This is a genomic window from Anaerococcus sp. AGMB09787 (assembly GCF_022808955.1).
Classification (GTDB): domain Bacteria; phylum Bacillota; class Clostridia; order Tissierellales; family Peptoniphilaceae; genus Anaerococcus.
In genome coordinates this window covers 31,316-56,621 of the sequence record NZ_JAKZEY010000023.1, presented here as the reverse complement: position 1 = coordinate 56,621, position 25,306 = coordinate 31,316, and the positions used below count along the sequence as shown (strand labels likewise).

Below are 25,306 nucleotides of genomic sequence, written 5' to 3'. Positions count from 1 at the left end.
TCCCTTATGCCTATATAAAAAAAGGCTAAGCTATTATAAGCCTACCCCTTTTAGTTAATTGCTAGCATTAATATACTAACTAAAAATAAAATAACTCCACCAGCTACAGCAACCTTATCTAGCATTTCATTTTTGCTTTTGTGAGCGCTTTTACCAAATACGTTAGTTTGTGTACCTGATAGAGTTCCTAGTCCTTCTGATTTTGGATCTTGTAGTGTTACTGCAACTATAATAATAATTGCTGCAATTACAAGCACAATTGCTAAGAAATTTACCATATAGACACCTCCGATTCATTTATAAATAATACCATAATATAGTAATTTTTTCAACTCTTAGAAATAGAAAAAAGGCAGCCGAAGCTGCCTAGTTATCAATTACTATTTAAGGTTATAAAGTGCCTTTAGTCCCTTAAATTGTGCATTGTCGAATAATTCATCTTCTATTCTTAGAAGTTGGTTATACTTAGCAACTCTATCTGTTCTTGATGGAGCACCTGTTTTGATTTGTCCTGCATTTACAGCAACTACAAGGTCAGATATAGTTGTATCTTCTGTTTCACCTGATCTGTGAGATACAATTGCAGTATAGCCTGCTTCTTTAGCCATTTCGATAGCATTTAGAGTTTCTGTTAGAGATCCGATTTGGTTAACCTTGATTAGAATAGCATTACCAACGCCTTCTTCTATACCTTGAGCAAGTCTCTTTGTATTTGTTACAAATAGGTCATCTCCTACAAGTTGAACTTTCTTTCCAAGTCTATCTGTAAGTTTCTTCCATCCTTCCCAGTCATTTTCATCAAGACCGTCTTCGATAGAAATGATTGGATATTTGTTAACTAATTCTTCTAGCCAATCGATCATTTCATCTTCTGTTTTAACAGTACCTTCACCTTCTAGGTGGTATTTACCATCTTCTTTGTTGTAGAATTCACTTGAAGCACAGTCCATAGCTATATAAACGTCTTTTCCTGGTTCATAGCCAGCTTCTTTGATTGCTTCGCAGATGATTTCTAGTGCTTCTTCGTTTGATTTTAGGTTAGGAGCAAATCCACCCTCATCACCTACAGCTGTATTGTAACCTTTTGATGAGAGTACTTTCTTAAGGTTGTGGAATACTTCAGCTCCCATTTGTAGGGCTTGTGAGAAGCTTTCAGCTCCTAGTGGGAAGATCATAAATTCTTGGATGTCTACTGAGTTATCAGCGTGTTCTCCACCATTAAGGATGTTCATCATTGGTGTTGGAAGAAGTTTAGCATTTACTCCACCGATGTAGTTGTATAGTGATACACCTAGTTCATTTGCAGCAGCCTTAGCAACAGCAAGTGATACACCAAGGATAGCATTAGCACCAAGTTTAGCCTTATTTTCTGTTCCGTCTAGTTCAATCATTGCTTTGTCAATGCCGATTTGATCTGTTACGTCATAAGCATATTCAAGTTCTTCAGAAATAATTTCATTTACGTTATTTACAGCCTTTTGTACTGATTTGCCTAGGTAGTAGTCCTTGTCTCCATCTCTTAGTTCAACTGCTTCCCATTCACCTGTTGATGCACCTGATGGAACGCTTGCTCTACCAAAGCCACCATCTTCAGTATAAACTTCTACTTCCACTGTTGGATTTCCTCTTGAATCAAGAATTTGTCTTGCATATACATCTGTTATTAAACTCATTTTATTCTCCTTATTTATTATAATTTACTAAGCTTTCAAAGTCTTCTGCCTTTAAGCTTGCTCCACCTACCAAGGCACCATCTATGTTTTCCTTGCCCATCAATTCAACAACATTGTTAGGTTTTACTGATCCACCATATTGGATTCTAACTTTTTGAGCATATTCTTCTCCAAATTTATCAGCAATTATTGATCTAATGTATCCGCACATAGAATCAGCATCATCACTAGATGCAGTTTTACCAGTTCCTATTGCCCAGATTGGTTCATAGGCAATGATTACTTTTTCTATATCTTCATTACTTATGCCTTCTAGATCAGCTTCGATTTGTCCCCTTACCTTTTCTTCGTGTTTTTCTGCTTCTCTTTCTTCAAGAGTTTCACCACAGCAAAGAATTGGTGTTAAGTCATGGTCTAGAGCTGAAAGGACCTTTTTGTTTATTAGTTCATCATCTTCATGGAAGTATTCACGTCTTTCGCTATGACCTAGGATTACGTAACTTGCTCCTATGTCTTGAAGCATGGTTGGTGATATTTCTCCTGTAAAGGCACCACTTTCTTCAAAATACATATTTTGAGCACCAAAATTTACATTGGTTTCAGAAAGTTTGTCCTTGGCTAGTAGGAGGTCTATTGCTGGAGTACAAACACCAGCTTCAACTTCTCTATCAAGGTCTAATTTACTGATTTGATCTAAAAGTTCACTTGCTTCAGTTGGAGTCTTGTTCATCTTCCAGTTTCCAACTATTACACTTTTACGCATTATTTCTCCTTTTACTTATCTTCAATTGCAGCTATACCTGGTAGGTCTTTTCCTTCAAGGAATTCTAGACTTGCTCCACCACCAGTAGATACGTGGGTTATCTTATCTTTTAGTCCTGCATTTTCTATTGCTAGGGCACTATCTCCACCACCTACAATAGTTACAGCATCACTTTGAGCAAGAGCTTCGGCTACCTGATTTGTACCATTTGCGAATTCTTTTATTTCAAATACTCCCATAGGTCCATTCCATACAACTGTCTTAGCTTCTTTTATTTTTGATGCAAAAAGTTCAGCAGTTTTTTCTCCTATATCAAGAGCTTCCTTGTCAGCTGGTATAGAATCTATGTCCACGATTTCTGTTTCTGCTCCATCTTTTATCTCATCAGCTACAACTACATCAACAGGTAGGAGGATTTCAACTCCATTCTCCTTAGCCTTTTCGATTAATGATAGGGATAGGTCCATCTTATCTTCTTCTAGAAGAGATTTTCCTATTTCCTTGCCTTGGGCTTTAAGGAAGGTATAAGCCATTCCACCACCGATTAGGATTGTATCAACTTTTGTAATTAAGTTTTCGATTACTCCGATTTTGTCAGATACCTTAGCTCCACCTAGGATTGATACGAATGGATGCTCTGGTGCTTCTAGAGCCTTGCCCATAAGAGAGATTTCTTTTTCAATTAAAAATCCTACTGCTGATGGTAAGATGCTAGCAACGCCGACATTTGATGCGTGAGCCCTATGGCTTGTTCCAAAGGCATCATTTACATAAAGGTCTGCAAGGGATGCAAGTTCTTTGGCAAATTCTGGATCATTTTTAGTTTCACCAGCAACATATCTTGTGTTTTCTAGTAGGGCTAGTTCGCCATCTTCAAGTTTTTCTACTCCTGCTTTTACTTCTTCATCTACAACTGTATCTGATGGTAGGAAGTGAAATTTGTCAGCATAGATATTTGCTAGGTATTCAGCTACTGGTTTTAGAGAAAATTCTGGATTAGCCTCTCCCTTAGGTCTTCCCAAGTGGCTCATAAGTATAACCTTGCTGCCTTGGTCTAATAGGTAGTCTATTGTTGGAATAGCTGCTTTAATTCTTGAGTCATCTGCTATTTCACCTTTATTTTCTTTTGATAAAGGTACATTAAAATCAACCCTTACTAGGACTTTTTTGCCTTTAACGTCTATGTCTTTTACAGTTTTTTTATTCATATTACACCTCAATATTTCAGTTAAAAAAAAGGCGAGTCTTAGCTCGCCTTATTCATTCTTAAAGATTTGCTAGATAATCAAGTGTTCTAACTAAGTTAGATACGTATCCCATTTCGTTATCATACCAAGCAACTGTCTTAACAACTTGTGTTCCGTCAGCTCCTTCAACAACCTTTGTTAGTTGTGAATCGAACACTGATCCAGCTGGATATCCGATAATATCACTTGATACTAGATCATCTTCAGTGTAAGCAAATGCATCTGATTCATATTTCTTCATTGCAGCATTTACTTCTTCTACAGTAACTTTCTTTTCAAGAACTGAGTATAGTTCTGTGATAGATCCTGTAATTACAGGTACTCTTAGAGCAGAACCATCAAGCTTACCATTAACTTCTGGAAGTACTAGACCTACTGCTTTTGCAGCTCCTGTTGATGCAGGGATTGTATTTTGTGCTGCTGCACGTCCACCTCTTAGGTCCTTTTTTGAAGCTGGGGTATCTTGAATAGCTTGTGTAGCTGTGTATGCGTGGATTGTAGACATTTGACCTGAAACAAAACCAAATTCATTGATTAGTACGTTAACCATTGGTGCTAGGCAGTTTGTTGTACAGCTTGCAGCTGAAACTACTGTTTCTGATCCATCTAGTGTTTCATGGTTAACACCATAAACTATTGTTTTCATTTCGCCTTTACCAGGTGCACTTATTAGAACTTTTTTAGCTCCTGCTTTGATGTGAGCTTCTGCCTTTTCTTTTTGAGTGAAAAGTCCTGTACATTCAAGTACAACATCTACATCAAGTTCTCCCCATGGAAGATCTTCTGGATTTCTTTCAGCAAATACTTTAATTTCTTTACCATTGATGTTAAATCCATCTTCTGTTAGTTCAGCTTCACCTTTGAATCTACCTTGTGCTGTATCGTATTTGAAAGCATATAGAAGACCTTCTTTGTCAATAAGGTCATTGATTGCTACTACCTCGATATCATCTGTAACTTCAGCGATTCTTCTAAGTGTAAGACGTCCAATTCTACCAAATCCGTTAATTGCTACTTTTGTTGCCATTATTTCCTCCTAAATTAATTCTTACTACATTTAGTACTTTACTTAATTGTTATAATATTTTCAACTACCTAATTCTTTACTTTATATAAATACCCATTTTTCAAGCAAATCCCCCAGGTAATTTTCTTCTTTTAATATTTTACCATTGATTATTTTCTAGATATTTATTAGCTGAAATTGCTGCTATACATCCATCAGCTGCTGCAGTTACCATTTGGCGAACTTTCTTCCTTCGAACATCACCAACCGCAAAGACTCCCTCAACATTTGTTTTCATATCTTCATCTGTATCAATATAACCATCTTTTATTTCAAGAACATTTTCAAATATTTTTGTTTGAGGTAGATAGCCTACAAAGATAAATACACCGATTGGACCATCCTCTTCAGCCTTAACTTCCTTAATTTCGCCAGTCTTGGTATTTTCTAGGACTATAGATTTAGCTTCCCTATCACCCTTAATTTCTTTTACAACAGAGTCTAGTTCAAATTTTATCTTAGGATTTTCCTTAACCCTATCTACTACATAGCCACTTGCCCTAAACTCATCTCTCCTATGGATGATGGTTACACTTTTAGCGAATTTTGTAAGGTAGATAGCTTCTTCTAGGGCACTATCTCCACCACCAACTACAAAGATATCGAGACCTGTAAAAAATGGGCCATCGCAAGTTGCACAGTAGGAAATTCCCTTATTGGCAAATTCTTCTTCACCACTTACACCAAGCTTCCTGTGGCTTGCTCCTGTAGAAATTATTACTACCTTAGCTTCATATTCGCCCTTACTGGTTGTTACCTTCTTAGTTTTGCCTTCTAGGTCAACTTCCTTTACATTTTCATATTTTACTTCTGCAAATTTTGAAGTTTGCTCAAGCATTCTTTCAGATAGGCCCATTCCAGTAGCATCTTCTATAGATCCTGGATAGTTTTCTACAAAGGCAGTTGAAGAAATTTGGCCACCTACTACGTCCTTTTCAATTATCAATGTCTTTAAATTACTTCTTCCGGCATATAGGCCTGCTGTTAGTCCTGCAGGACCTCCTCCTATAATTATAATATCGTACATAATTCTCCTTTAAAATTTAAAATCGCTTTGTCTTAGTGCTTCATATACTACTATAGAAACTGAATTAGCGAGATTTAGTGACCTATCCATCTTTTTTGTCATAGGAATTGTCAAAATCTTATCTTTATTTTCATTTAAGAGTTTTTTATCTATTCCTTCTTTTTCCCTACCAAATATTAGGTAGTCACCATCATCAAATTCGACATCAGTATATCTTTTATCTGATCCTGTTTCTATTAGGTAAAATCTTTTATCACTAACATAGTCCATAAATTCCTCTAGGCTATCATGGATTACTAGGTCGACCTTGTCCCAATAGTCTATACCCGCTCTTTTTAAAAACCTATCTGAAAAGTCAAATTTGAAGGGCCTCACTAAGTGGAGTCTTGACTCAGTCAAAACTGCCGTTCTTCCGATATTTCCAACATTACCAGGGTGTTCAGGCTCTATCAATACTATATTAAACATTGGTTATATTCCTTTATAAGCTTCACTGCATCAACTATTCCATTAGCATCGTTTGAACTAACTACATGGCTGGCTATATTTTTTAATTCATCGCTTGCATTTCCCATGGCAAAGGATAGGGAACTTTCTTTTACCATTTCCACATCATTAGTCGAATCACCAATAGCTGAGAAGCTTTCTCTACTTATACCCATTTTTTCGCATAAGGCATAAATTGCTGAAAGTTTGCTTGTATTTTTTCTAGTAATTTCTAAGGCACCCTTGTAGGATGATGTTATATAGACCTCATCAGCAAAGATCTTTTCTAATATTTTTCTTAGCCCATCTTCACCAAGGGAACTTTCTCCTAGCCCATTAACCAAAAGCTTGTAGGGATCATCCTTATACCTAATCATATCTCCTACTGGATCATCAGATATGTGAATTTTGACCTGGTAATTTAAACCATAGTCCCCTTCAAGTCCTAGGTGGTCTAAGGTTTTTACATCAAGGGTATTTGAGTAGTAGGTATCCTTACTGTAAAAGTGAAAGTTTAATTTGTTATCTAGGCATATGTCATAGAGCCTTTTTAGGATTTCTATATCTAATTTCTTATCGACAAAGAGATTATTATTTGAAGAGCCTGCTAGGGCACCATTGTTGGCAATTACTACTGGATTTTTTGAAATCTTCTTTTCCTGGTAGAGGGTTGAAGATAGGACCCTTCCTGAAGAGATTACAACTCTAACCCCACTAGCTTCAAGGTCTTTTAGGGCCTTGATATTCTCTTCACCCATCTTAGAATTACTATCTAAGAGTGTTCCATCTAAATCTATTGCAAATAGCTTAATCATCATTTTCACCTACAAATTCACAAATTTTATTTAAAGGACAAAGACTACAATCTGGCTTTCTCGCCTTACATATTGCCCTACCGTGCCTTATAAGTTGGTGGTGGGTCTTTGACCGAAGGTCCCTATCGATATTTTTCTCCAAATCTCTTTCTGTAGCCAAAACATTATTACTCTCAGCAAGTCCTATCCTATTAGCCACCCTAAAGACATGGGTATCTACTGCTATAGCAGGAATTCCGTAGGCATTGGAAACCACTACATTTGCAGTTTTTCTACCAACTCCTGGAAGCTTAACAAGCTCATCCCTATCCCTAGGAACTTGGCTATTGTAGTCTCTAACTAGTATTTCACTGGTTGCCTTTATGTTTTTTGCTTTATTCTTATAGATTCCTACAGATTTTATATAGGAAATAATTGTTTCTAGATTTGCCTTGGCAAAGTCCTCTGGAGTATTGAGGTCCTTAAACATAACGTCAGTAACCTTGTTAACTCTGACATCGGTAGATTGGGCTGATAGCATGGTTGCAACTAATAGCTCAAAGGGACTAGTAAAATTTAGCATAGACTTGTCATCATTTGGATAAGTTTTGTTTAATATTTCTAGTACTTCTCTTATTTCTTTTTGCTTAAGTATAATATCACCTCTAATTTGATTATACCCTTAAGTTTTTGTAATTTTGATTGATTAAGGATTGACTCTGTTATATAATAAGAAAAGAATTGGAGTGATAACATGTTTAATTTAAAGAAAAAAGATTTAAAGGAATTAGACTTTATTCTATTATTTGTAACGATAATATTAAGTATATTTGGTCTAATCGTCTTATACTCAGCCCATGGAGGTAACCTTAGACCCATAGCCTCCCAGATAGTAGCGACTCTCTTAGGATTTTGTCTTATCTTAATCCTTTGTACTATAGACCTTGATTTTATCAAAAGATCATATCTATTAGTCTATCTGGTAATTAATGTCCTCTTGTTTCTTACAATATTTCTTGGTAGGGGACTTGATGAATGGGGAGCTAGCTCTTGGCTTTATATAGGACCTATATCCTTCCAGCCATCAGAAGTAGCAAAGGTGGGTATGATCTTTGCCCTAGCAGCCTTCTTGGATAAGCATAAGTTTGATATCAATGATAAGTTTACAGTCCTTAAGGTTGTAATTATGGCAGGACTTCCTGTTGCACTTATTTTGTTGCAACCTGACTTTGGTACTTCAATGGTTTATGTATTTTTTATTGCTGCTATGATCTTTGTTAGTGGAATTTCTTGGAAGTGGATAGCAATTTTTGGGGAACTTGCCCTTATTGTTGCCTTTGTAGCTATTAATAACCTTTCTGGTTATAGGCTAGATAGGATTCAAAACTTCCTAGACCCATCTAGAGATACATCAGGATCCAACTGGCAACAACAACAAGGTCTTATCGCCATAGGCTCTGGTATGCTAACTGGTAGAGGATTTCTAAATGGAAGCCAAAGCCAATACGGCTACATCCCAGAAAAAGAAACTGACTTTATCTTCCCAGTACTCGCAGAAGAACTAGGCTTTATCGGATCTATTGCAGTTATAATTCTATTTGCAATAATGATACTAAGACTAGTAAATATAGCCAAAGAATCAAAGAATACCTTTATAACTGTTACAGTTACTGGAGTGGCAGCCCTATTATTCATCCATATCTTTGAAAATATAGCTATGACTATAGGACTAATGCCAGTTACAGGTATCCCCCTACCTTTCTTCTCCTACGGAGGTACCTTCCAGCTAATAACCCTAATAAATATAGGCCTTGCCCTATCAGGGTCTATGCAAAAACGCCAATACGATGATGGAATATTAGAAGATGAGTCAATTCAGATTATAGATTCTAGCAAGGTTAGAATTTCAAAAAGAAAATTAAATTAAATTATAAAAAAGCTGATTCCCTTAAGTTCTCCCAAAAACTTTTGGCGATCAGCTTTATTTTTATCAAATTATAGGTTTTTCACTCGCTAGGCTTAGACCCACGACCTCACTTGCTCCTCCCTCTTTTAAGGTTTTTACTATCTCTTCTATGGTATTACCTGTTGTAATAATATCATCTATTAGGAGGATTTTTTTGTCTTCTAAACTCTCATAAAGTTTAAAGGCATCATTTAAGTTTTCTGCCCTCTTGAACCTATCCAAGCTATGCTGGGTCTTGGTGTTCTTGACCTTTTTAAAAGATTTTAAAACACTTATTCCCAGGTCTTTGCCAATTATATCGACTATAGAGCCTATATGGTCAAACCCCCTAGTCCTCAGAGTTTTCTTTGATGAGGGTGATGGTAGGATATAGTCAAAGTCTAAGAGCTTATTTTTAATTATAAAGTCTTCATACATCGGTGCAAAGACCTTGCAAAGGGAAGTATTTCTCGAAAACTTATAGGATCCTATTAATTTTTTCATAAAGTCATTATAAAAATATATAGCGTAGCAGGTAGTTTCACCTACCTTAAATTCATTAGCTACATAGTCAAGTTTTTTTAAACAACCATCGCAAAGCTTATATTTAAGAGCTTTATTTTTCTTACATGAATAGCATAGGTCTTCATCCATAAATAAAAAGTCAATCATCTATGATAGTCTCCATTTCCCCTATCCAATAGGATAGGTTGGTATATCTTGTATTAGAGAAATTATTATCTACCATTTTTTTAATAATGGCCTTGGATCCTAGTAAAATCACTATCTTCTTTGCCCTAGTTACTCCAGTATAGAGCAAGTTACGGGTCATTAGCATAGGAGCTACCTGCATCATTGGGATTATTACGGCAGGAAATTCTGATCCCTGGGACTTGTGGATGGTTATGGCATAGGATAGGTCTAAGTCCTTGATATCTTCTTTTTTGTAATTAATAAGCCTACCATCTTCGAATCTTATGCTGAGGATTTCTTCTTTCTTGTCAATATCCTCAATTATCCCCATATCTCCATTGAAGGCCCCTTCTTCTTCGCTATCCAGGACTCCTTGGACCTTGAGGTCGTAATTATTTCTTATTTGCATGACCCTATCATTTTTCTTAAAAATCTTGCCATTAATTTTTAACTGGTCCTTGGAAGGATTGAGGGCTTCTTGTAATATTTTATTTATGTGGCTAGCCCCCCAATCAGTTTTCTTGCTAGGGGTTAGGACCTGGATGTCCTTGATGGGATCAAATTTATAGAATTTCGGTAGTCTGTTTCCTACTAGGTCTACCAACTTATCTACAAAACTCTCCCTATCGGCTTCTATAAAGAAAAAATCCTTTCCTGCTTGGTTTAGGATTGGATAAGCCCCATCATTAATCCTGTGGGCGTTGACTATAATATTTGACTTACCAGCCTGTCTAAATATTTTCTTAAGTCTTACCTTCTCTACGTCAGTTTCTAAGATGTCCTTAAGGACATTTCCTGGCCCAACCGATGGGAGTTGGTCGCTATCTCCTACTAGGATGAGGGCAGTTTTTTCACTAACTGCACTTAGTAAGTTTTTCATAAGGAAGATATCCACCATGGAGACCTCATCTACTATGAGATAGTCCCTGTCTAGGGGGTTATCTTCGTTATATTCGCTAATATTTTCGTTTGGCTTAATTCCTAGGAGTCTATGGATGGTGTAGGCATTCTTGCCGGTTGATTCTTTCATCCTCTTGGCAGCCCTACCGGTAGGGGCAGTTAGATAGTAAGTAAGGTCGTTATCTTCTAGGATTTTGCAGATTGCGTTTATTATAGTTGTTTTACCAGTACCAGGCCCACCAGTAATAACTAAGAGCATTGACTTAAAGGCGCTTTCTATGGCTTTTTTCTGCTCATCAGAAAAGATAGAGAGGTCATAGTCAAAATCTATGTCAAATATGTACTTTGATTTAATCTTGTTAGCTATGACCATAGCAGAGGATTTTTCTGCCTTATAAAGACCAGATGTGTATATATTGGTAGCATCTTCTATATTTACAGATACAAGCTTGCCCCTAATTAGGTCATTTTGGATGACTTCTTCAACTTTCTCCCTATCGACTTTTAGGAGGGCAGCTGATTTAATAAGGAGGTCTTCGTATCTAAGAGATGTATGACCATTGCTTTCACTTTCCTTGTTTATGGTATAGTCTATGCCTGCGCTTATTCTGAAGGCTGAATTTAGGTCCATTTGCATCTTATAAGCTATGGTATCAGCCATAGTAAAGCCTATTCCCCTTATATCTTCTACCAGGCTGTAGGGGTTATTCTTTATTACATCTACGGTTGACTGGCCATACTTATTAAATATCTTCATGGATAGATTGTAGGATAGGCCGAGACCCTGCAAGAATTCTAGGGACTTCCTACTATCCCTAGTTTCTTCGATGGATAACTTTATATCTTTTAGTTTCCTCTTGCCGATACCATCGACTTCTAGTAGCTTATCTGGCTCATCATAGATTATATCTAGAGACTTATCACCAAATAAATCATAAATCCTCTTAGCTGTCTTTTTGCCTATGCCCTTAATGTCTGATGATGATAGGTAGCCTATGACTGCTTCCCTGTTTCTGGGTTTTGATAGGCTCATAGACTCTATATTAAATTGCTCACCATACTTATCATGGTAGGTCAGCTCTCCTGTTAAGTTTAGCCTATCTCCTTCATTCAAAAAAGGCACAGTTCCCACGCAGACAATATCAGAATCGATAGTATCAAGGGCAAAAACAGTGTAGCCATTTTCGTCGTTTCTATATATTATCTTTGTAACTGTACCTTCTATCTTCATATTTAATTCCTAAGCTTCTATAGTAACTCTCTTAATATCAGCTCCTAATTCAGTGAGTTTTTCTACCAAGTGACTATATCCCCTATCGATGTGGTAGATGTCTGAAACTCTTGTTTCTCCCTTGGCTACAAGTCCTGCCATAACGAGGGCCGCTCCTGCCCTTAGGTCAGTAGCCCTTACATCCGCCCCATGGAGGCTCTCTACTCCTGCTATTGTAGCCCTATTGCCAGAGGTAGCTATAACTGCTCCCATTTTTGAAAGTTCTTCAACGTGCATGAACCTATTTTCAAAAACTGTTTCTTGGATCCTACTTTCTCCCTCACTTACTGTAAGGAGAGCCATAAATTGGGCTTGGACATCAGTAGGAAAACCAGGATAAGGTAGGGTCTGGATGTTTGTTGACTTAAGTCTGTGATCTGCTTTAACATAGATTACATCATCTTCTTCTACTTCCTCGACTTCAGCTCCGATTTCTATAAGTTTTGCTATAACAGGTCTTATATGGGATCCTATAGCGTTAACTATCTTAACCTCACCACCTGTCATAGCAGCAGCAAGCATATAGGTTGCTGCTTCTATCCTATCAGGTATTATGGTGTGTCTAGTACCTGTTAGCTTCTCTACTCCCTCTATGGTTATAGTAGATGTACCTGCTCCCTTAATCTTAGCTCCCATCTTTGATAAGAAAGATGCGAGATCTACTATTTCTGGTTCCTTTGCAGCATTTTCTATAACTGTCTCTCCTTCTGCGAGGGTTGCAGCCATAATTATATTTTGAGTTGCTCCAACTGATGGGAAATCAAGGTAGATTTCATTACCCTTTAGTCCATCCTTGGCTTCTATAGAAATTTGATCATAGTCAACTATGCTAGTTGCTCCTAGGGCATTAAAACCCTTTAGGTGTAAATCTATTGGTCTTGCTCCTATATTGCATCCACCAGGTGCCTTGGTATAGGCCTTAGAAAATCTAGCAAGGAGGGGACCCATTACTACAAATGATGCTCTCATCTTATCCATTAGTTCATAGGGAGTCTCACAGGTATTAATGTTACTTGAATCTATCCTCAAAGAATTTTCGTCAATATATTCAACCTTGGACCCCAAGTGTTTCAAGACCTCTATCATTATCTCAACGTCTTTAAGCTCAGGCACTCCATCTAGGATAATTTCCTCTGTACCGAGTACACAGGCAGCAAGAATTGGTAGGGCAGAGTTTTTGGCTCCGTCTATCTTAACTTCTCCTCTCAAAGGACCATTTGAATTAATTACTAGTATATCTTTATTTGCCATAGTCTATCCTTACTTAGTTCCAAACAACCTGTCGCCTGCATCTCCCAAACCAGGAACTATATATCCATTTTCATTTAAATGTTCATCTAGTTGGGCGCAGTAGATATCAACATCAGGATGCTTTTCACTAAGAAGCTTTATACCTTCTGGTGCTGCTATTATGCAGAGAAGCTTGATATATTTGCATCCTCTTTCTTTAAGTCTAGTTACGGCATCATCGACAGATCCACCTGTAGCAACCATTGGATCTACAACAAGGATTTCTCTTTTTTCTATATCATTAGGAAGCTTGCAGTAGTATTCTACAGGTTGAAGGGTTTCTTCATTCCTATACATACCAATATGACCAATCTTCGCAGCTGGGATTACTTCCAATACACCATCTACCATACCAAGACCTGCCCTCAAAATTGGAACTACGCTAAGTTTTTTACCAGCAAGTCTATAACCAGTAGTCCTTGTAATTGGTGTTTCAACTTCAAATTCTTCAAGCTCCAAATCCTTAGTAGCTTCATAAGCTAAGATCATACCTATTTCAGTAACAATTGATCTAAATTCATTGGAACCTGTATTTTTATCTCTTAGTATTGTTATCTTATGTTTAATTACCGGATGGTCTAATACATGTACTTTTCCCATAACTATCTCCTATAAATATTCTATATTTCCTGAAGCAGACTTCTTCATTCTATTCATTATACTCTTACCCAAGTTTTTCTCATTAACTCCCTCTGCCAAGATTATATCTACACCCTCTCTGTCCATTTGCCTAAGGGCTGTAAATAAAATATGGCTCATATACCTAAGGTCTGATTTTTGGCCAAAGGATATGGTATAAAAGTCCTTAAACCTATCTATCTTATCCTCGAAAGTCAATATACCTACCTTCTTGCCAAGATTTTTTTGCTCATTGGCAATATCATAGATCCTATCGCTAGCCTCAAAGCCTACAAAAATCTTCATTTGGGCCTTTGGGGCATAGTGTCTATACTTTTGCCCTGGGGATTTAGGAATTTTCTTATCATCAACTAGGGCATCATCTAGGATAACATGAGGTAAGATTTCTCTAATATACTCATATGTATAAAATCCTGGCCTTAAGATTGTAGGTATCTCCTCAGACATATCGATAACAGTAGATTCTATACCGATATTAGAAGGTCCACCATCTATTATCAAGGGAATCTTTCCCTCTAGGTCATAGTAAACATCTTCAGCATTAGTAGGTGAAGGCCTACCTGAGATATTGGCTGAAGGAGCTGCTATGGGGATATTTGCTTCTTTGATTAACTCATGGGCTATCCTATCTTCTGGAAACCTAATAGCTACTGTATCTCCTCCAGCTGTAACTATATCTGGTATGAGCTTAGACTTCTTAAATACCATGGTCAAAGGACCTGGCCAGAGATGCATTAATTTCTTGGCATCTTCTCTTACTTCACCTACTAAAGTATATAACATATCTATAGAAGAAATATGAAGAATGAGCGGATTGTCAGCAGGTCTATTTTTAGTCTTGAAGATTTTCTCACAAGCCCTACCATTTAGGCCTGATGCTCCAAGGCCGTAGACTGTTTCTGTTGGAAAAGCTACAAGCTCACCTTTTTTAATAAGTTCTGCCCCATGTTTTATTACATCTTTATTTATATTTTCTCTGTTAACTTTTTTTACAAGAGTTTTCATTTTGCTTCTTTCATTAATTCTCTACTAAACAGTAGGTTGGATCCATGTGGATAGTGATACTAACCCCTGTTTTTTGATAAATTTCTTTTTCAATCTTATCTATGGACCTATGGACAACATCTACTGTGAGGTTGGCAGGTACTTCTACATGGCAAGATCCCGCCATTTTGCCCTTACCATATTCGTGAATTTGAAGGTCGTGATAGCCTTCTACATACTCCCCAGCCATAATAATTTTGCCTATTTGCCCTTCAATCTCAGGGTCCACTCTTTTGCCTATTAGGGTCTTTGAAGTATCCATAAACATCTCAAAGCCAGGCATAAAAACAAATATGGCGAGTACCACCCCTAGTATCGCATCTATATTAAAGTAAACATATCTCTGCAAGTAAACTCCAACCATAATAGATGAAGTTGCCAAGATATCATTTCTCGCATCAAGCATGACCCCATGGTTTAATTCGCTATCTAAGTTTTTGGAGAGACTTCTATTCAAAAAATAAATATAGATCTTAAAGCCAATACTTACTAGCAAGATTATTATGGTTAGCTTGTCTAAGACTATGAGCTTCTTTTGACCAAATGACAGGATAGAACTAATAAAAAGTGAGACACCCACATACATAATCACGATTGATACTAACATACTTATTATATATTCAGTCCTACCATGGCCAAATGGATGTTCCTTATCAGCTGGTTTTTTTGAAATAGATGAGCCAAAGAGGGCCATAATAGATGCCAGGGAGTCTGATAGATTGTTAAAGGCATCATTTACAATGGCCTGGGATGAAATTAGTAGGCCTGGGATTAATTTACCGAAAAAAAGCAATAGATTTATCCCGATACCAACCATAGACGAAAGAGATATGTATGAGAGCCTAAGTTCAGCCTTTGACATAGGCCCCTTACTTTTTATAAATCTATCTGCCAAAAATTTGAACAACTAATCTTCCTCGCCTATCTTCTCAAGTTTTCTAGCTTGGTCTTCAGTAATTAAGGAATCGATCATTTCCCCTATATTACCATTTAGGAAGTCATCTAGTTGGTAGATAGTTTTGTTAATCCTATGATCAGTTATCCTACCTTGTGGGAAGTTGTAGGTTCTAATCCTCTCACTCCTATCTCCTGTACCAACTTGGCTCTTCCTATTGTCAGCTATTTCCTTGTTTCTTTTTTCTTCCTCGATTTCATAAATTCTTGCAAGAAGGATCTTCATAGCCTTTTCTTTATTCTTAATTTGGCTCTTCTCATCTTGCATGGATACTACTATTCCCGTAGGGATATGGGTTAATCTAACTGCAGAGTCTGTTGTATTTACAGATTGACCACCGTTACCAGATGACCTAAATACATCTGTCCTTATGTCATTGGGATCTATATGGACATCTACCTCATCTACTTCTGGTAGGACTGCAACTGTAGCAGTAGAAGTGTGAATTCTACCACCTGATTCTGTTTCTGGAACCCTTTGAACCCTGTGGACACCGGATTCATATTTAAATCTTGAATAGGCTCCTTCTCCCCTTATCATAAAGGTAGCTTCCTTTATACCACCTATACCCTGACTGCTTACTTCAATATCTTCGGTCTTGTAGCCTTCCTTATCAGCATACATGTGATACATCCTATAGAGGTCGCCTGCAAAAAGGCCTGCTTCATCTCCACCGGCACCTGGACGAATTTCTACTATAACGTCTCTTGAGTCGTTAGGGTCTTTAGGTATAAGGAGGATTTTCATTTCTTCATTGTAGCCTTCAAGGGCTTCAGTTTTTTCTTTTATCTCTTCTTTGAGCATTTCAACCATTTCGCTATCTGAAGTTTCATTTAATAATTCTCTATTTTCTTCGATTATGGCTTCTGCTTCTTTGATTTGGTCATATTTTTCAACTATAGGCTTTAAAGAGTTATATTCTCTAGTTATCTTGGTTAATTTAGAAATATCTGACATTACTTCTGGATCTATCATCTTTTTTTCAAGATCCAAATAATTTTCTTTTATGTGTTCAATATTTTCAAACATACTTATCCTTTCTTGGCTACTATAAATCTATCAAAATCATTATAGTCTTTCATACTTATTATATTTTTAAAATCAGATTTGTTCAAAAGATCTATAAGCTTTAGCTTTTGGTCATATCCAATTTCAAAAATTAGTAAACCCTCATCATTTAGATAGTCCTTGGCATCTTTTATAATTTTCTTATAGAAATATAAGCCTTCATCCTCAGCTAAAAGGGCAGATTTGGGTTCAAAATAAAGCTCCTTTTCTAACCTTTCATAGTCTTCTGCCTTGATGTAGGGAGGGTTCGAAACTATTATATCAAATTTTGAGTCTATATTTTGAAATAAATCCGATTTAATAAAATCAACATTTCTTATCCCTAGCCTAGATTTGTTAAGGCTAGCAAGGTCTAGGGCCTTATCTTCTATATCTGAACCGATTATAGTAGAGTACTTTAAATTCTCTCCTAGACTTAGTGCGATGGCTCCTGATCCTGTTCCTATATCTAAAATCCTATCCTTCTTAAAGTCACCCTTGATTATATAGTCGACTATTATTTCTGTTTCAAATCTTGGAATCAAGGATCTTTCATCTACCTTAAAATTAATCCCATAAAATTCCCAGTAGCCTATGGCATATTGGAGGGGGTAGTTATTTTCCCTCAAAGCCAGGATCCTATCGAGAGATTTTTCTATATCTATATCTAATTCTAGATCTGGATTTAATAATATGAAGGACTTAGGTTTATCTAGTAGGTAGGTTAGGGATATTAAAGTGTCATTATAATTTTTATTTAAGTAATCTCTTATTTTCATTATTTATACAAAAAATAAGGTAAGTTTCCTTACCTTATCCATTTTATTATTTTCTGCCGTATTTTTTGTTAAACTTCTCAACATTTCCACCACGTTCAGCATTTCTTTGTTTACCTGAATAAAATGGATGACAATTACTGCAAATTTCTACCTTGATTTCCTCTTCAGTAGAACCAACAGTAAATTCATTTCCACATGTCATGCAGGTTACTTTTGCTTGGTGGTATTCTGGATGTAGTCCTTTTTTCATCTAAACACCTCTTGTTCGTTTCTCTTTTCAATAAGCAATATAAATTATACCATAGGTATTTTTTAATTTCAAGATTTAAAATGAACTATTAATTAAATCAATGAATTGCTTGTTAGATCCTGTTCTTCTCATCCAATCTATAAGCTCTACTATAAATTCTGCACTTGAATTATCTCCATTTCTAAGCTTATAGTTGGCTTCTAGCTCTTCTTTACTTAAGAGCAAGTCTTCCCTTCTGGTTGAAGATTTTTCGATATTTATTGCAGGGAAGATCCTCCTATCTGCAAGTCTTCTATCTAGGTGGACTTCCATATTTCCTGTACCCTTAAACTCTTCAAAGATCATATCATCCATCCTTGAACCTGTATCAACTAGGGCTGTGGCGAGTATAGTTAGCGATCCTCCATCTTCTATATTTCTAGCTGCTCCAAAGAATTGCTTAGGACCAACTAGGGCTAGGGGATCAAGTCCTCCAGATAGGGTCCTACCAGATTGGGGTGTCATTATATTGTAGGCCCTAGCAAGTCTTGTAATAGAATCTAGGAGAATTATAACGTCCTTTCCTCCCTCTACAAATCGCTTAGCCCTCTCTAGCACCATCTCAGCCATGTCTATATGGTTTTGTGGAGGTTTATCGAAGGTTGATGCTGCAACCTCTGTCCTCATAAGCTCATTTTGGCCATCCCTATATTCATTGACATACCTAATAAAGTCTGTAACTTCCTCAGGTCTTTCGTCAATTAATAGGACTATAATTTTTATATCATCATAATTTTTTTCAATGGCTCTTTCTATTCCTTTAATTAGGGTTGTTTTTCCAGCCTTAGGTTGGGATACGATTAGGCCTCTTTGTCCTCGGCCTATTGGACTTAAAAAATCAATGATTCTTTCAGAAATGTTGTCTTTTGAATTTTCTAGACTAATTCTTTCGTTTGGATAAATCGGAGTTAAATCTTCAAATAAAGGCCTATTAAAGGCTTCACCTGGCTTAATGCCGTTGACATCACTTACAAAAATTAGAGGTGCGAACTTATCTCTAGTGTGTTTTTCCCTAGCTATTCCTGTGATATAATCACCTGTTTTTAGCCTAAACATCTTTATTTGCTTAGGTGGTACATATATATCATCATCGCCACTTTCGTATAAGGAAGTTCTCAAAAATCCATAACCATCAGGCAAGATTTCAAGGATACCTTGGCAGTCAAATTTGGCTCCTAGGTCATTTTCTGCCTGGTCTTTTTTCTCGACTTCTTCATTTTCTCTTGCTTCTTCTATTAATTTTATCAGTTCATCCTTCCTATACTTAGTAATTGAAGTAATGCCTAGATCCTTGGCAATTTCCCTAAGTTCAGGAAGTTTTTTTTCTTTTAAATTTTCCATAATTCTTATAAAAAAGGAGGGCCCAAAGACCCCACTAATTCTTCCTATTTTGCAGTGTTTGCTGACCCAAACATATCGATTTTTTCTTCAACTTTATCGATTATAGCTTGAGTACCATCTGCAAGTAGTTTTCTAGGGTCAAATCCCTTGCCTTCTAGGTCCTTACCAGCTTCTATATATTTTCTAGTAGCTTCAGCAAATACAAGTTGACATTCAGTATTTACATTGATTTTTGAAACACCAAGACTAATTGCCTTTTTAATTTGTTCATCAGGAATACCAGTACCACCATGGAGAACTATAGGCATCTTTACAGCATCTGATATTTCTTTAAGTACATCAAAGTTTAATCCTTCCCAATCATCAGGATATACACCGTGGATGTTACCAATTCCTGCTGCTAAGAAGTCTATACCACAAGCTGCTATTTGTTTACATTCTTCAACATCAGCTACTTCTCCTGAAGAAGTTACTCCGTCTTCGGTACCACCTATACCACCAACTTCAGCTTCTACAGAAATTCCCTTGCTATGGGCAAGTTCTACAATTTCTTTAGTTTTTTCTAAGTTTTCTTCTAGTGGAAAGTGAGATCCATCAAACATTACTGAAGTAAATCCAGCTTCTATACAAGCCTTAGCTCCTTCATAAGAACCATGATCTAGGTGGATAGCAACTGGAACAGTAATTCCTAGTCCATCATGCATAGCCTTAACTAGATCTGCTACTACCTTAAATCCTCCCATATACTTGCTAGCTCCTTCTGATGTAGCTATAATTACTGGGGTTTTCTTCTCTTCTGCAGCTAGGAGGATAGCCTTGGTCCATTCTAGGTTGTTTGTATTAAAATGTCCTATGGCATATCCATTTTCGTACGCATTATCTAACATTTCTTTTGCATTTACTAACATATTAACTCCTTGATTTAAATTTTCCTATATTCATAATACCATAAATCTACTTAAATGTAAGGTCTGATTTAATGCTTTCTACTATCTTGCTAATGGCATCTTCTGCACTAATATTTTCATTTTCCATCTCAGACCTTGTAGAGTACTCTACTATATTGTTACTTGCATCCTTGCCAACAGTTATCCTATAAGGAATTCCGATAAGATCCCTATCGTTAAACTTAACTCCTGCCCTTTCTTTCCTATCATCGAGGAGGACATCAATTCTTTTATTTTTTAGCTCATCATAGATTTTTTCTGCTAGAGCTACTTGGTCTTCTTTTTTGGTATTTACTACAGTAATTATTACTTCAAATGGTGCCACAGATGTTGGCCAGATGATGCCCTTATCGTCATGGTGTTGTTCAACTATAGCACTGACTGACCTTGATACTCCTATACCGTAGGAACCCATAACAAATGGCTTTTGCTTACCATTTTCATCTAGGAAATAAGCTCCAATTGTGTCGCTGTATTTTGTGCCTAGTTGGAAGATGTTACCAACTTCTATCCCCCTCTTGGCCTTAAGGTTTCCAGATCCATCATAGGCCATATCGCCTTCTTTTGCTGTGATAAGATCTTCTACTACTTCTCCTTCAAAGTCCCTTCCGAAGTTTGCATTTTTGTAGTGGAAGTCTGTTTTATTGGCTCCTACTACTAGGTTTTTATTTTTAGTCAATGACTCATCTACTAGGATTCTTACATCTTTGTCTTTTAGTCCCATTGGCCCTGTAAAGCCAGCTTTGGCTCCACTTACCTTTAAAATATTTTCATCATCAAGCATTTCTATGGCATGCTCTGGAACTTCAAGGTAGGAGACAAGTTTCGCAAGATTTAGCTCTCTATCTCCTGGGATAAACACTAGAAGAGGCTCACCATTTACTGATAGGTCAACAGCCTTGGCAAAGTTTTTAGGATCCTCTCCCAAATACTTGCTTACTTCTTCTATAGTTTTTAGGTCCTTGGTTTCTACAAGTTCCAAATCCTTTTCTTCCTTTTCTTCAAAGTCTATTTTTATCCTCGCCTTTTCATCGGTAGCAGCATAGTCAGAATTATCGGTATATAGGATAACTCCTTCACCAGTTTCAGAAAGAGCTATAAATTCATGACTCTTCCTACCACCCATAGATCCAGAATCACCTTCTACAATTTTTATTTCAAGACCTAGTCTTTCGAATACTTCACTATAGGCATCCCACATTTTTTGGTAGGATTCTTCGAGTCCCTTTTCATCAGCATCGAAGGAATACCCATCTTTCATTATAAAGTCCCTAGACCTATTTATTCCAAATCTTGGTCTTTTTTCATCCCTAAACTTGGATACAATTTGATATAGGTTGACTGGTAATTGCTTATAAGAGCTTAGCTCATCCTTGACTAGGTCAGTAAAGGCTTCTTCTGCAGTAGGCCCTAGGCAGTATTGCCTGTCGTGTCTGTCTTGTAGTTTAAACATTTCTGGGCCGAATGTTTCCCACCTACCAGACTTATCCCAAATTTCTCTAGTTTGGAGGATGGAGGTTTGAACTTCTATACTGTCGTACTTTTCCATCTCATCCCTGATAATAGCTTCTATTTTGTTAATAACTTTTTTGCCTAGTGGTAGAAATGTATAAATACCACTTGATTGTTTTCTAATAAATGCGCCCCTTACCAATAGTTTGTGGCTAGCTGTTTCGCTATCTACAGGATCTTCTCTTAGGGTTGGCATATAATATTTTGATAATCTCATTTTTCACCTACATCTTTCATTGATAGGCCTATTCTTTCCTTTTGCCTATCTACTTCTATTACTTTTACATCAACTATTTGTGAATTTGTTAATACCTCGTTCGGATTTTTAATAAATTTATTTGAAATATTGGATATGTGGATTAGGCCATCTATTCCGACTCCAATATCAACAAAGGCACCAAAATCGGTTATATTGCGAACCTTGCCTTTTAATACCATACCCTCTTTTAAGTCCTTTATGTCCATAATTTCTTGTTGGGTTATGACTTCAGGATTTTCATCCCTAGGGTCTCGGCCAGGCTTCTTTAGTTCCTCTATTATATCTATTAGGGTCGGTAGGCCCACTTCAAGGTCCTTACTGGTAGCTTCTAGGTCTATCTTATCTAGGTCCTTACCTATAAGTTTCTTGGCTACCTTGTAGGATTCTGGGTGGACTGCTGTATTGTCTAAGAGTTCAGGAGAATCTGGAAATCTAAGGAAGCCTGCAGCAAGTTTATAGGTCTTGTCACCAAGACCCTTGACATTTTTGAGGTCCTTTCTATAGATAAGTTTGCCCTCCTTGAAGTCTTCTTCTATCCTTGCGGCTAGATTTTGATTTAAGCCTGATACATAGGATAAGAGCTTGTAGGAGGCATTATTTATATTGACACCTACCTCATTTACCGCATCTTCTACGACCTTGGATAATTCTTCGTCTAGCTTTTTCTCATTTAAGTCGTGTTGGTATTGCCCAATTCCTATGTGTTTGGGTTCTATTTTTACAAGCTCTGCCATAGGGTCTTGGAGGCGTCTTGCCATAGAGATCGCTCCCCTTATGGTTACATCAAGGTCCGGAAATTCTTCTTCCCCAAGCTCTGAAGCAGAGTATACTGAAGCCCCTGCTTCGTTGACTACTGCATAGCTCACACCGTCTACTTCCTTTAATAGCTTGTTTACTACAATTTCTGTTTGCCTAGATGCTGTTGCATTACCAAGGGCGATTAGACTTACATCATATTTTTCGATTAGACCTTTGAGGGTGTCTATAGCTTCCCTTTCCTTCTTGTGGGGTTCTACCGGATAAATGACAGTAGAATCAAGATATTTGCCATTTTTGTCTACTACAGCTACCTTGCAACCTGTCCTAAAGCCAGGATCTAGGCCAATAAGATTTTGACCCTTTATAGGTCTTTGCAAGAGGTAAGGCTTTAAATTCTTGCCAAAAACTTGTATTGACTCATCTTCAGCATTTTCTGTTAGGTAGGACCTCATTTCATTAGATATGGACGGTAGCATCAACCTCTTGTAGGCATCATCAACTGCTGCATCTACAAATTCCCTCTGGTAGCCCTTGTAGTCCTTGTCCTTTTTGAAAATATCACCAATTAATTTTTTGTTATACTCATCGCTAAATTCAACCTTTACGCTAAGGGCCTTGTCCCTTTCTCCTCGGTTTATGGCAAGGATTTGGAAGGGCTTAGTCTCCCTAAGTTTTTTATTGAAGTCATAATAATTGGCATAGAGCTTGTCTTCATCGTCTTTTTCACTAACCTTAAGCCTTGACCTAACAAAACCATCTCGCCTAATAATATTTCTAGCCTCTATGGTATTTGCTATATCTTCTGCCAAGATATCCATGGCCCTTACGACTGCTTCATTAGGATCTTCTAGGTCCTCACTTAGGTAGTCCTTGGCTAGGTCTAGAGCTTCTTCTTTTGACTCAGCAGAAGTCAGTATAGCCTTAAGCAATTCATCAAGACCAAGCTCTCTTGCAATATCTGCCCTGGTCTTCCTTTTTGACTTGTAGGGAGCATAGATGTCTTCAAGGATAGTGAGGGAATTAGTTTCTAGTATTTGATTTTTTAATTCCTCTGTTAGCTTACCCTTGGCATCTATAGACTTGATAATCTCTTCTTGCCTCTTTTCGATATTTCTAAGTTTACTCAGATTTTTTTCTATATCTCTTATTTCGGCATCATTAAGATTACCAGTTACTTCCTTCCTATATCTCGCTATGAAGGCTACAGTTGAACCTTCGTCAAGGAGTTTGATAACATTGTCTATATTATTTTCTTTAATATTTAGTTCTTTTGATAAAATATTTGTAATATCCATTAATAATTTCCTTTAAAAAGTAAAAGATAGGTCCTTAGCCCATCTTAAACTTAATCTTAATTACCTGTAATAAAATTAATCTTGTATTTTGGAAAATTCATAGAAATAATCCTGCCACCGATATTTTGATACTGGTCTTCTTCCATATCAAATATATTTGATGGATCATAAAAAACAATCTTGCTATTAGGCAAGGATTTAGGAGCGACTATTAGCTCGAACTTATAAGACTCCTTATTTTTAGAATACTTAATCAGAATATCAATAAATCTTCCATAGTCATACTCGTTATTGTACCTAAATTCCAAGTCTACCTTATATTCTCTCTCTTCGACCATTTTAAATTTAGCATTACTGCTAGTATAGGAGCTAGTTTCCCCAGTGTTTAACTCGCTTAGTCTTAGGGTGATAGAATTTTCTGCATCCTCAGCTGTAACAAGGTCAATTATATCAACTAGTGAATATTGCTTCTCAAGTTTTTCTATCCTTTCATCGATCTTGTAGACCTTGGTTTGGGCATGGTTGATATCAGCTATTGGTACAGTTAAATTATTCTTATCCAAACCCCTATAAATTTTTATATCATCGTCAAGAGTCCTTCGGATTCTCCTACCCTTATTCTTATCGATTACTTCCTTTGGATCTTCTCTTAGATATTCATCAATATCATCAAAATTCATCTTATCCCTTACCATAGGTATATCCTTTTTATCGAGGTACCTATAGGCTGACAAGAAGCTCCTAAAGAGCATATACAAAAAGGCAAGCGAAGTTAAGAATTTCTTAAGATTTCCTGGCATAAGGTTATTTATATCTACAATGTTAATTATAAACATAATAATAAATGGCAGGGAGCCTGTGTAGGATAAAAATCCCTTAGCCTTGTTTCCAGACCTATGTCTAAGCTTAGAATAGGATAAGTTAGATAGGATCTTAAGGCTCTTAAAAATAAAAATAGCAAAGCCTATAATATACAAAATATTTATCGTACTCTTTGCTTCAGGATAAAAGCCATAAATATCATAGGGCAAGAATTTAATTAGCTGGTCTATACCAAATACACCAGCAAGAAAAAATATCCCACTCTTCCTAAAGGCTCTAGATATTATGAAAAATACAAGGATACCAAGGATAAAAATTATAGGTATCCATAAGGCCTTATTATAAGTTATTAAATTGCCTATGTAATTTATAAAATAAGAAACATTCATAATAGCTCCATAGTTATAAGTATATCAAATTAACAAATAAAAATACCTATATAGTTAATAGTACGCCTTATAACG

Annotated in this window: 24 protein-coding genes; 1 reads left to right on the top strand and 23 read right to left on the bottom strand. The window is 36.7% G+C overall.

The window, feature by feature from the left end:
• Positions 1–50: 50 nt before the first annotated feature.
• The 9 genes from secG to nth all read right to left on the bottom strand — a co-directional run bounded on the left by secG (position 51) and on the right by nth (position 7,714).
• Positions 51–278 carry a preprotein translocase subunit SecG gene (secG, locus tag MUN42_RS05995; protein WP_279323807.1) on the bottom strand — a complete coding sequence of 76 codons (228 nt, stop codon included), beginning with the start codon at positions 276–278 and terminating at the stop codon, positions 51–53.
• A 102-nt stretch (positions 279–380) separates the two neighbouring features.
• Complete coding sequence (gene eno, locus MUN42_RS05990; RefSeq protein WP_243343655.1) at positions 381–1,673, bottom strand: phosphopyruvate hydratase; 1,293 nt, start codon at positions 1,671–1,673, stop codon at positions 381–383.
• A gap of 10 nt (positions 1,674–1,683) precedes the next feature.
• On the bottom strand, positions 1,684–2,436 hold the full coding sequence (gene tpiA, locus MUN42_RS05985) for a triose-phosphate isomerase (RefSeq protein ID WP_243343654.1): 753 nt from the start codon (positions 2,434–2,436) through the stop codon (positions 1,684–1,686).
• 11 nt (positions 2,437–2,447) lie between these two features.
• A complete protein-coding gene (locus MUN42_RS05980; protein WP_243343653.1) occupies positions 2,448–3,644 on the bottom strand; it encodes a phosphoglycerate kinase in 1,197 nt (398 codons plus the stop codon).
• 58 nt (positions 3,645–3,702) lie between these two features.
• Positions 3,703–4,710, bottom strand: coding sequence for a type I glyceraldehyde-3-phosphate dehydrogenase (gap, locus tag MUN42_RS05975; RefSeq protein WP_243343652.1), 1,008 nt, complete (start codon positions 4,708–4,710; stop codon positions 3,703–3,705).
• A gap of 139 nt (positions 4,711–4,849) precedes the next feature.
• Positions 4,850–5,776 carry a thioredoxin-disulfide reductase gene (gene trxB / locus MUN42_RS05970; RefSeq protein ID WP_243343651.1) on the bottom strand — a complete coding sequence of 309 codons (927 nt, stop codon included), beginning with the start codon at positions 5,774–5,776 and terminating at the stop codon, positions 4,850–4,852.
• A gap of 9 nt (positions 5,777–5,785) precedes the next feature.
• Positions 5,786–6,244 (bottom strand): tRNA (cytidine(34)-2'-O)-methyltransferase, encoded by a 459-nt coding sequence (locus MUN42_RS05965; RefSeq protein WP_243343649.1) that lies wholly within the window; start codon positions 6,242–6,244, stop codon positions 5,786–5,788.
• Positions 6,232–7,077, bottom strand: a complete 846-nt coding sequence (locus MUN42_RS05960; RefSeq protein ID WP_243343648.1) for an HAD family hydrolase — start codon at positions 7,075–7,077, stop codon at positions 6,232–6,234. The genes MUN42_RS05965 and MUN42_RS05960 overlap by 13 nt, the downstream gene beginning before the upstream one ends.
• Positions 7,070–7,714: an endonuclease III gene (nth, locus tag MUN42_RS05955; protein WP_347708763.1), complete on the bottom strand. Its 645-nt coding sequence runs from the start codon at positions 7,712–7,714 to the stop codon at positions 7,070–7,072. The genes MUN42_RS05960 and nth overlap by 8 nt, the downstream gene beginning before the upstream one ends.
• Positions 7,715–7,810: 96 nt before the next feature.
• Between nth and rodA the strand changes: the two genes are divergently transcribed.
• Positions 7,811–8,983 (top strand): rod shape-determining protein RodA, encoded by a 1,173-nt coding sequence (gene rodA, locus MUN42_RS05950; protein WP_243343644.1) that lies wholly within the window; start codon positions 7,811–7,813, stop codon positions 8,981–8,983.
• A gap of 63 nt (positions 8,984–9,046) precedes the next feature.
• On the opposite strand, the gene MUN42_RS05945 is transcribed toward rodA, so the two are convergent.
• The 14 genes from MUN42_RS05945 to MUN42_RS05880 all read right to left on the bottom strand — a co-directional run bounded on the left by MUN42_RS05945 (position 9,047) and on the right by MUN42_RS05880 (position 25,231).
• Complete coding sequence (locus MUN42_RS05945) at positions 9,047–9,673, bottom strand: ComF family protein (protein ID WP_243343642.1); 627 nt, start codon at positions 9,671–9,673, stop codon at positions 9,047–9,049.
• Positions 9,666–11,825, bottom strand: a complete 2,160-nt coding sequence (locus MUN42_RS05940) for an ATP-dependent RecD-like DNA helicase (RefSeq protein ID WP_243343640.1) — start codon at positions 11,823–11,825, stop codon at positions 9,666–9,668. Before MUN42_RS05940 ends, MUN42_RS05945 begins: the two co-directional genes overlap by 8 nt.
• Before the next feature lie 9 nt (positions 11,826–11,834).
• Positions 11,835–13,115, bottom strand: a complete 1,281-nt coding sequence (gene murA / locus MUN42_RS05935) for a UDP-N-acetylglucosamine 1-carboxyvinyltransferase (protein ID WP_243343638.1) — start codon at positions 13,113–13,115, stop codon at positions 11,835–11,837.
• A 9-nt stretch (positions 13,116–13,124) separates the two neighbouring features.
• Positions 13,125–13,754, bottom strand: a complete 630-nt coding sequence (gene upp, locus MUN42_RS05930; RefSeq protein WP_243343637.1) for a uracil phosphoribosyltransferase — start codon at positions 13,752–13,754, stop codon at positions 13,125–13,127.
• Between the two features lie 9 nt (positions 13,755–13,763).
• A complete protein-coding gene (locus MUN42_RS05925) occupies positions 13,764–14,798 on the bottom strand; it encodes an L-threonylcarbamoyladenylate synthase (protein WP_243343635.1) in 1,035 nt (344 codons plus the stop codon).
• Between the two features lie 13 nt (positions 14,799–14,811).
• On the bottom strand, positions 14,812–15,699 hold the full coding sequence (locus MUN42_RS05920) for a cation diffusion facilitator family transporter (RefSeq protein ID WP_243343634.1): 888 nt from the start codon (positions 15,697–15,699) through the stop codon (positions 14,812–14,814).
• 45 nt (positions 15,700–15,744) lie between these two features.
• On the bottom strand, positions 15,745–16,821 hold the full coding sequence (gene prfA, locus MUN42_RS05915; protein WP_243343633.1) for a peptide chain release factor 1: 1,077 nt from the start codon (positions 16,819–16,821) through the stop codon (positions 15,745–15,747).
• Positions 16,822–16,823: 2 nt separating this feature from the next.
• The gene (gene prmC, locus MUN42_RS05910; RefSeq protein WP_243343632.1) at positions 16,824–17,618 is read right to left on the bottom strand and encodes a peptide chain release factor N(5)-glutamine methyltransferase; all 795 of its coding nucleotides are present in this window, start codon (positions 17,616–17,618) and stop codon (positions 16,824–16,826) included.
• 46 nt (positions 17,619–17,664) lie between these two features.
• A complete protein-coding gene (gene rpmE / locus MUN42_RS05905; protein WP_243343631.1) occupies positions 17,665–17,868 on the bottom strand; it encodes a 50S ribosomal protein L31 in 204 nt (67 codons plus the stop codon).
• A gap of 75 nt (positions 17,869–17,943) precedes the next feature.
• Positions 17,944–19,248, bottom strand: coding sequence for a transcription termination factor Rho (gene rho, locus MUN42_RS05900; RefSeq protein ID WP_243343630.1), 1,305 nt, complete (start codon positions 19,246–19,248; stop codon positions 17,944–17,946).
• Between the two features lie 44 nt (positions 19,249–19,292).
• Entirely contained in the window at positions 19,293–20,156 is an 864-nt protein-coding gene (gene fba / locus MUN42_RS05895) for a class II fructose-1,6-bisphosphate aldolase (protein WP_243343629.1), read from the bottom strand.
• A gap of 46 nt (positions 20,157–20,202) precedes the next feature.
• A complete protein-coding gene (locus tag MUN42_RS05890; protein ID WP_243343628.1) occupies positions 20,203–21,924 on the bottom strand; it encodes a proline--tRNA ligase in 1,722 nt (573 codons plus the stop codon).
• On the bottom strand, positions 21,921–24,020 hold the full coding sequence (locus tag MUN42_RS05885) for a Tex family protein (protein WP_243343625.1): 2,100 nt from the start codon (positions 24,018–24,020) through the stop codon (positions 21,921–21,923). The genes MUN42_RS05890 and MUN42_RS05885 overlap by 4 nt, the downstream gene beginning before the upstream one ends.
• Positions 24,021–24,076: 56 nt before the next feature.
• A complete protein-coding gene (locus MUN42_RS05880) occupies positions 24,077–25,231 on the bottom strand; it encodes a hypothetical protein (protein WP_243343623.1) in 1,155 nt (384 codons plus the stop codon).
• Between the last annotated feature and the right edge of the window lie 75 nt (positions 25,232–25,306).

Excerpts from the sequence above, each read along its gene's own strand:
- MUN42_RS05945 (WP_243343642.1), bottom strand. The coding sequence starts at position 9,673 with ATGATTGACTTTTTATTTATGGATGAAGACCTATGCTATTCATGTAAG.
- MUN42_RS05885 (WP_243343625.1), bottom strand. The coding sequence starts at position 24,020 with ATGGATATTACAAATATTTTATCAAAAGAACTAAATATTAAAGAAAAT.
- MUN42_RS05925 (WP_243343635.1), bottom strand. The coding sequence starts at position 14,798 with ATGAAAACTCTTGTAAAAAAAGTTAACAGAGAAAATATAAATAAAGAT.
- rpmE (WP_243343631.1), bottom strand. The coding sequence starts at position 17,868 with ATGAAAAAAGGACTACATCCAGAATACCACCAAGCAAAAGTAACCTGC.
- rho (WP_243343630.1), bottom strand. The coding sequence starts at position 19,248 with ATGGAAAATTTAAAAGAAAAAAAACTTCCTGAACTTAGGGAAATTGCC.
- MUN42_RS05940 (WP_243343640.1), bottom strand. The coding sequence starts at position 11,825 with ATGAAGATAGAAGGTACAGTTACAAAGATAATATATAGAAACGACGAA.
- trxB (WP_243343651.1), bottom strand. The coding sequence starts at position 5,776 with ATGTACGATATTATAATTATAGGAGGAGGTCCTGCAGGACTAACAGCA.
- MUN42_RS05920 (WP_243343634.1), bottom strand. The coding sequence starts at position 15,699 with ATGTCAAAGGCTGAACTTAGGCTCTCATACATATCTCTTTCGTCTATG.
- MUN42_RS05960 (WP_243343648.1), bottom strand. The coding sequence starts at position 7,077 with ATGATTAAGCTATTTGCAATAGATTTAGATGGAACACTCTTAGATAGT.
- MUN42_RS05965 (WP_243343649.1), bottom strand. The coding sequence starts at position 6,244 with ATGTTTAATATAGTATTGATAGAGCCTGAACACCCTGGTAATGTTGGA.
- prmC (WP_243343632.1), bottom strand. The coding sequence starts at position 17,618 with ATGAAAATAAGAGATTACTTAAATAAAAATTATAATGACACTTTAATA.
- fba (WP_243343629.1), bottom strand. The coding sequence starts at position 20,156 with ATGTTAGTAAATGCAAAAGAAATGTTAGATAATGCGTACGAAAATGGA.
- gap (WP_243343652.1), bottom strand. The coding sequence starts at position 4,710 with ATGGCAACAAAAGTAGCAATTAACGGATTTGGTAGAATTGGACGTCTT.
- upp (WP_243343637.1), bottom strand. The coding sequence starts at position 13,754 with ATGGGAAAAGTACATGTATTAGACCATCCGGTAATTAAACATAAGATA.
- MUN42_RS05880 (WP_243343623.1), bottom strand. The coding sequence starts at position 25,231 with ATGAATGTTTCTTATTTTATAAATTACATAGGCAATTTAATAACTTAT.
- rodA (WP_243343644.1), top strand. The coding sequence starts at position 7,811 with ATGTTTAATTTAAAGAAAAAAGATTTAAAGGAATTAGACTTTATTCTA.
- prfA (WP_243343633.1), bottom strand. The coding sequence starts at position 16,821 with ATGTTTGAAAATATTGAACACATAAAAGAAAATTATTTGGATCTTGAA.
- tpiA (WP_243343654.1), bottom strand. The coding sequence starts at position 2,436 with ATGCGTAAAAGTGTAATAGTTGGAAACTGGAAGATGAACAAGACTCCA.
- secG (WP_279323807.1), bottom strand. The coding sequence starts at position 278 with ATGGTAAATTTCTTAGCAATTGTGCTTGTAATTGCAGCAATTATTATT.
- MUN42_RS05980 (WP_243343653.1), bottom strand. The coding sequence starts at position 3,644 with ATGAATAAAAAAACTGTAAAAGACATAGACGTTAAAGGCAAAAAAGTC.
- MUN42_RS05890 (WP_243343628.1), bottom strand. The coding sequence starts at position 21,924 with ATGAGATTATCAAAATATTATATGCCAACCCTAAGAGAAGATCCTGTA.
- murA (WP_243343638.1), bottom strand. The coding sequence starts at position 13,115 with ATGGCAAATAAAGATATACTAGTAATTAATTCAAATGGTCCTTTGAGA.
- eno (WP_243343655.1), bottom strand. The coding sequence starts at position 1,673 with ATGAGTTTAATAACAGATGTATATGCAAGACAAATTCTTGATTCAAGA.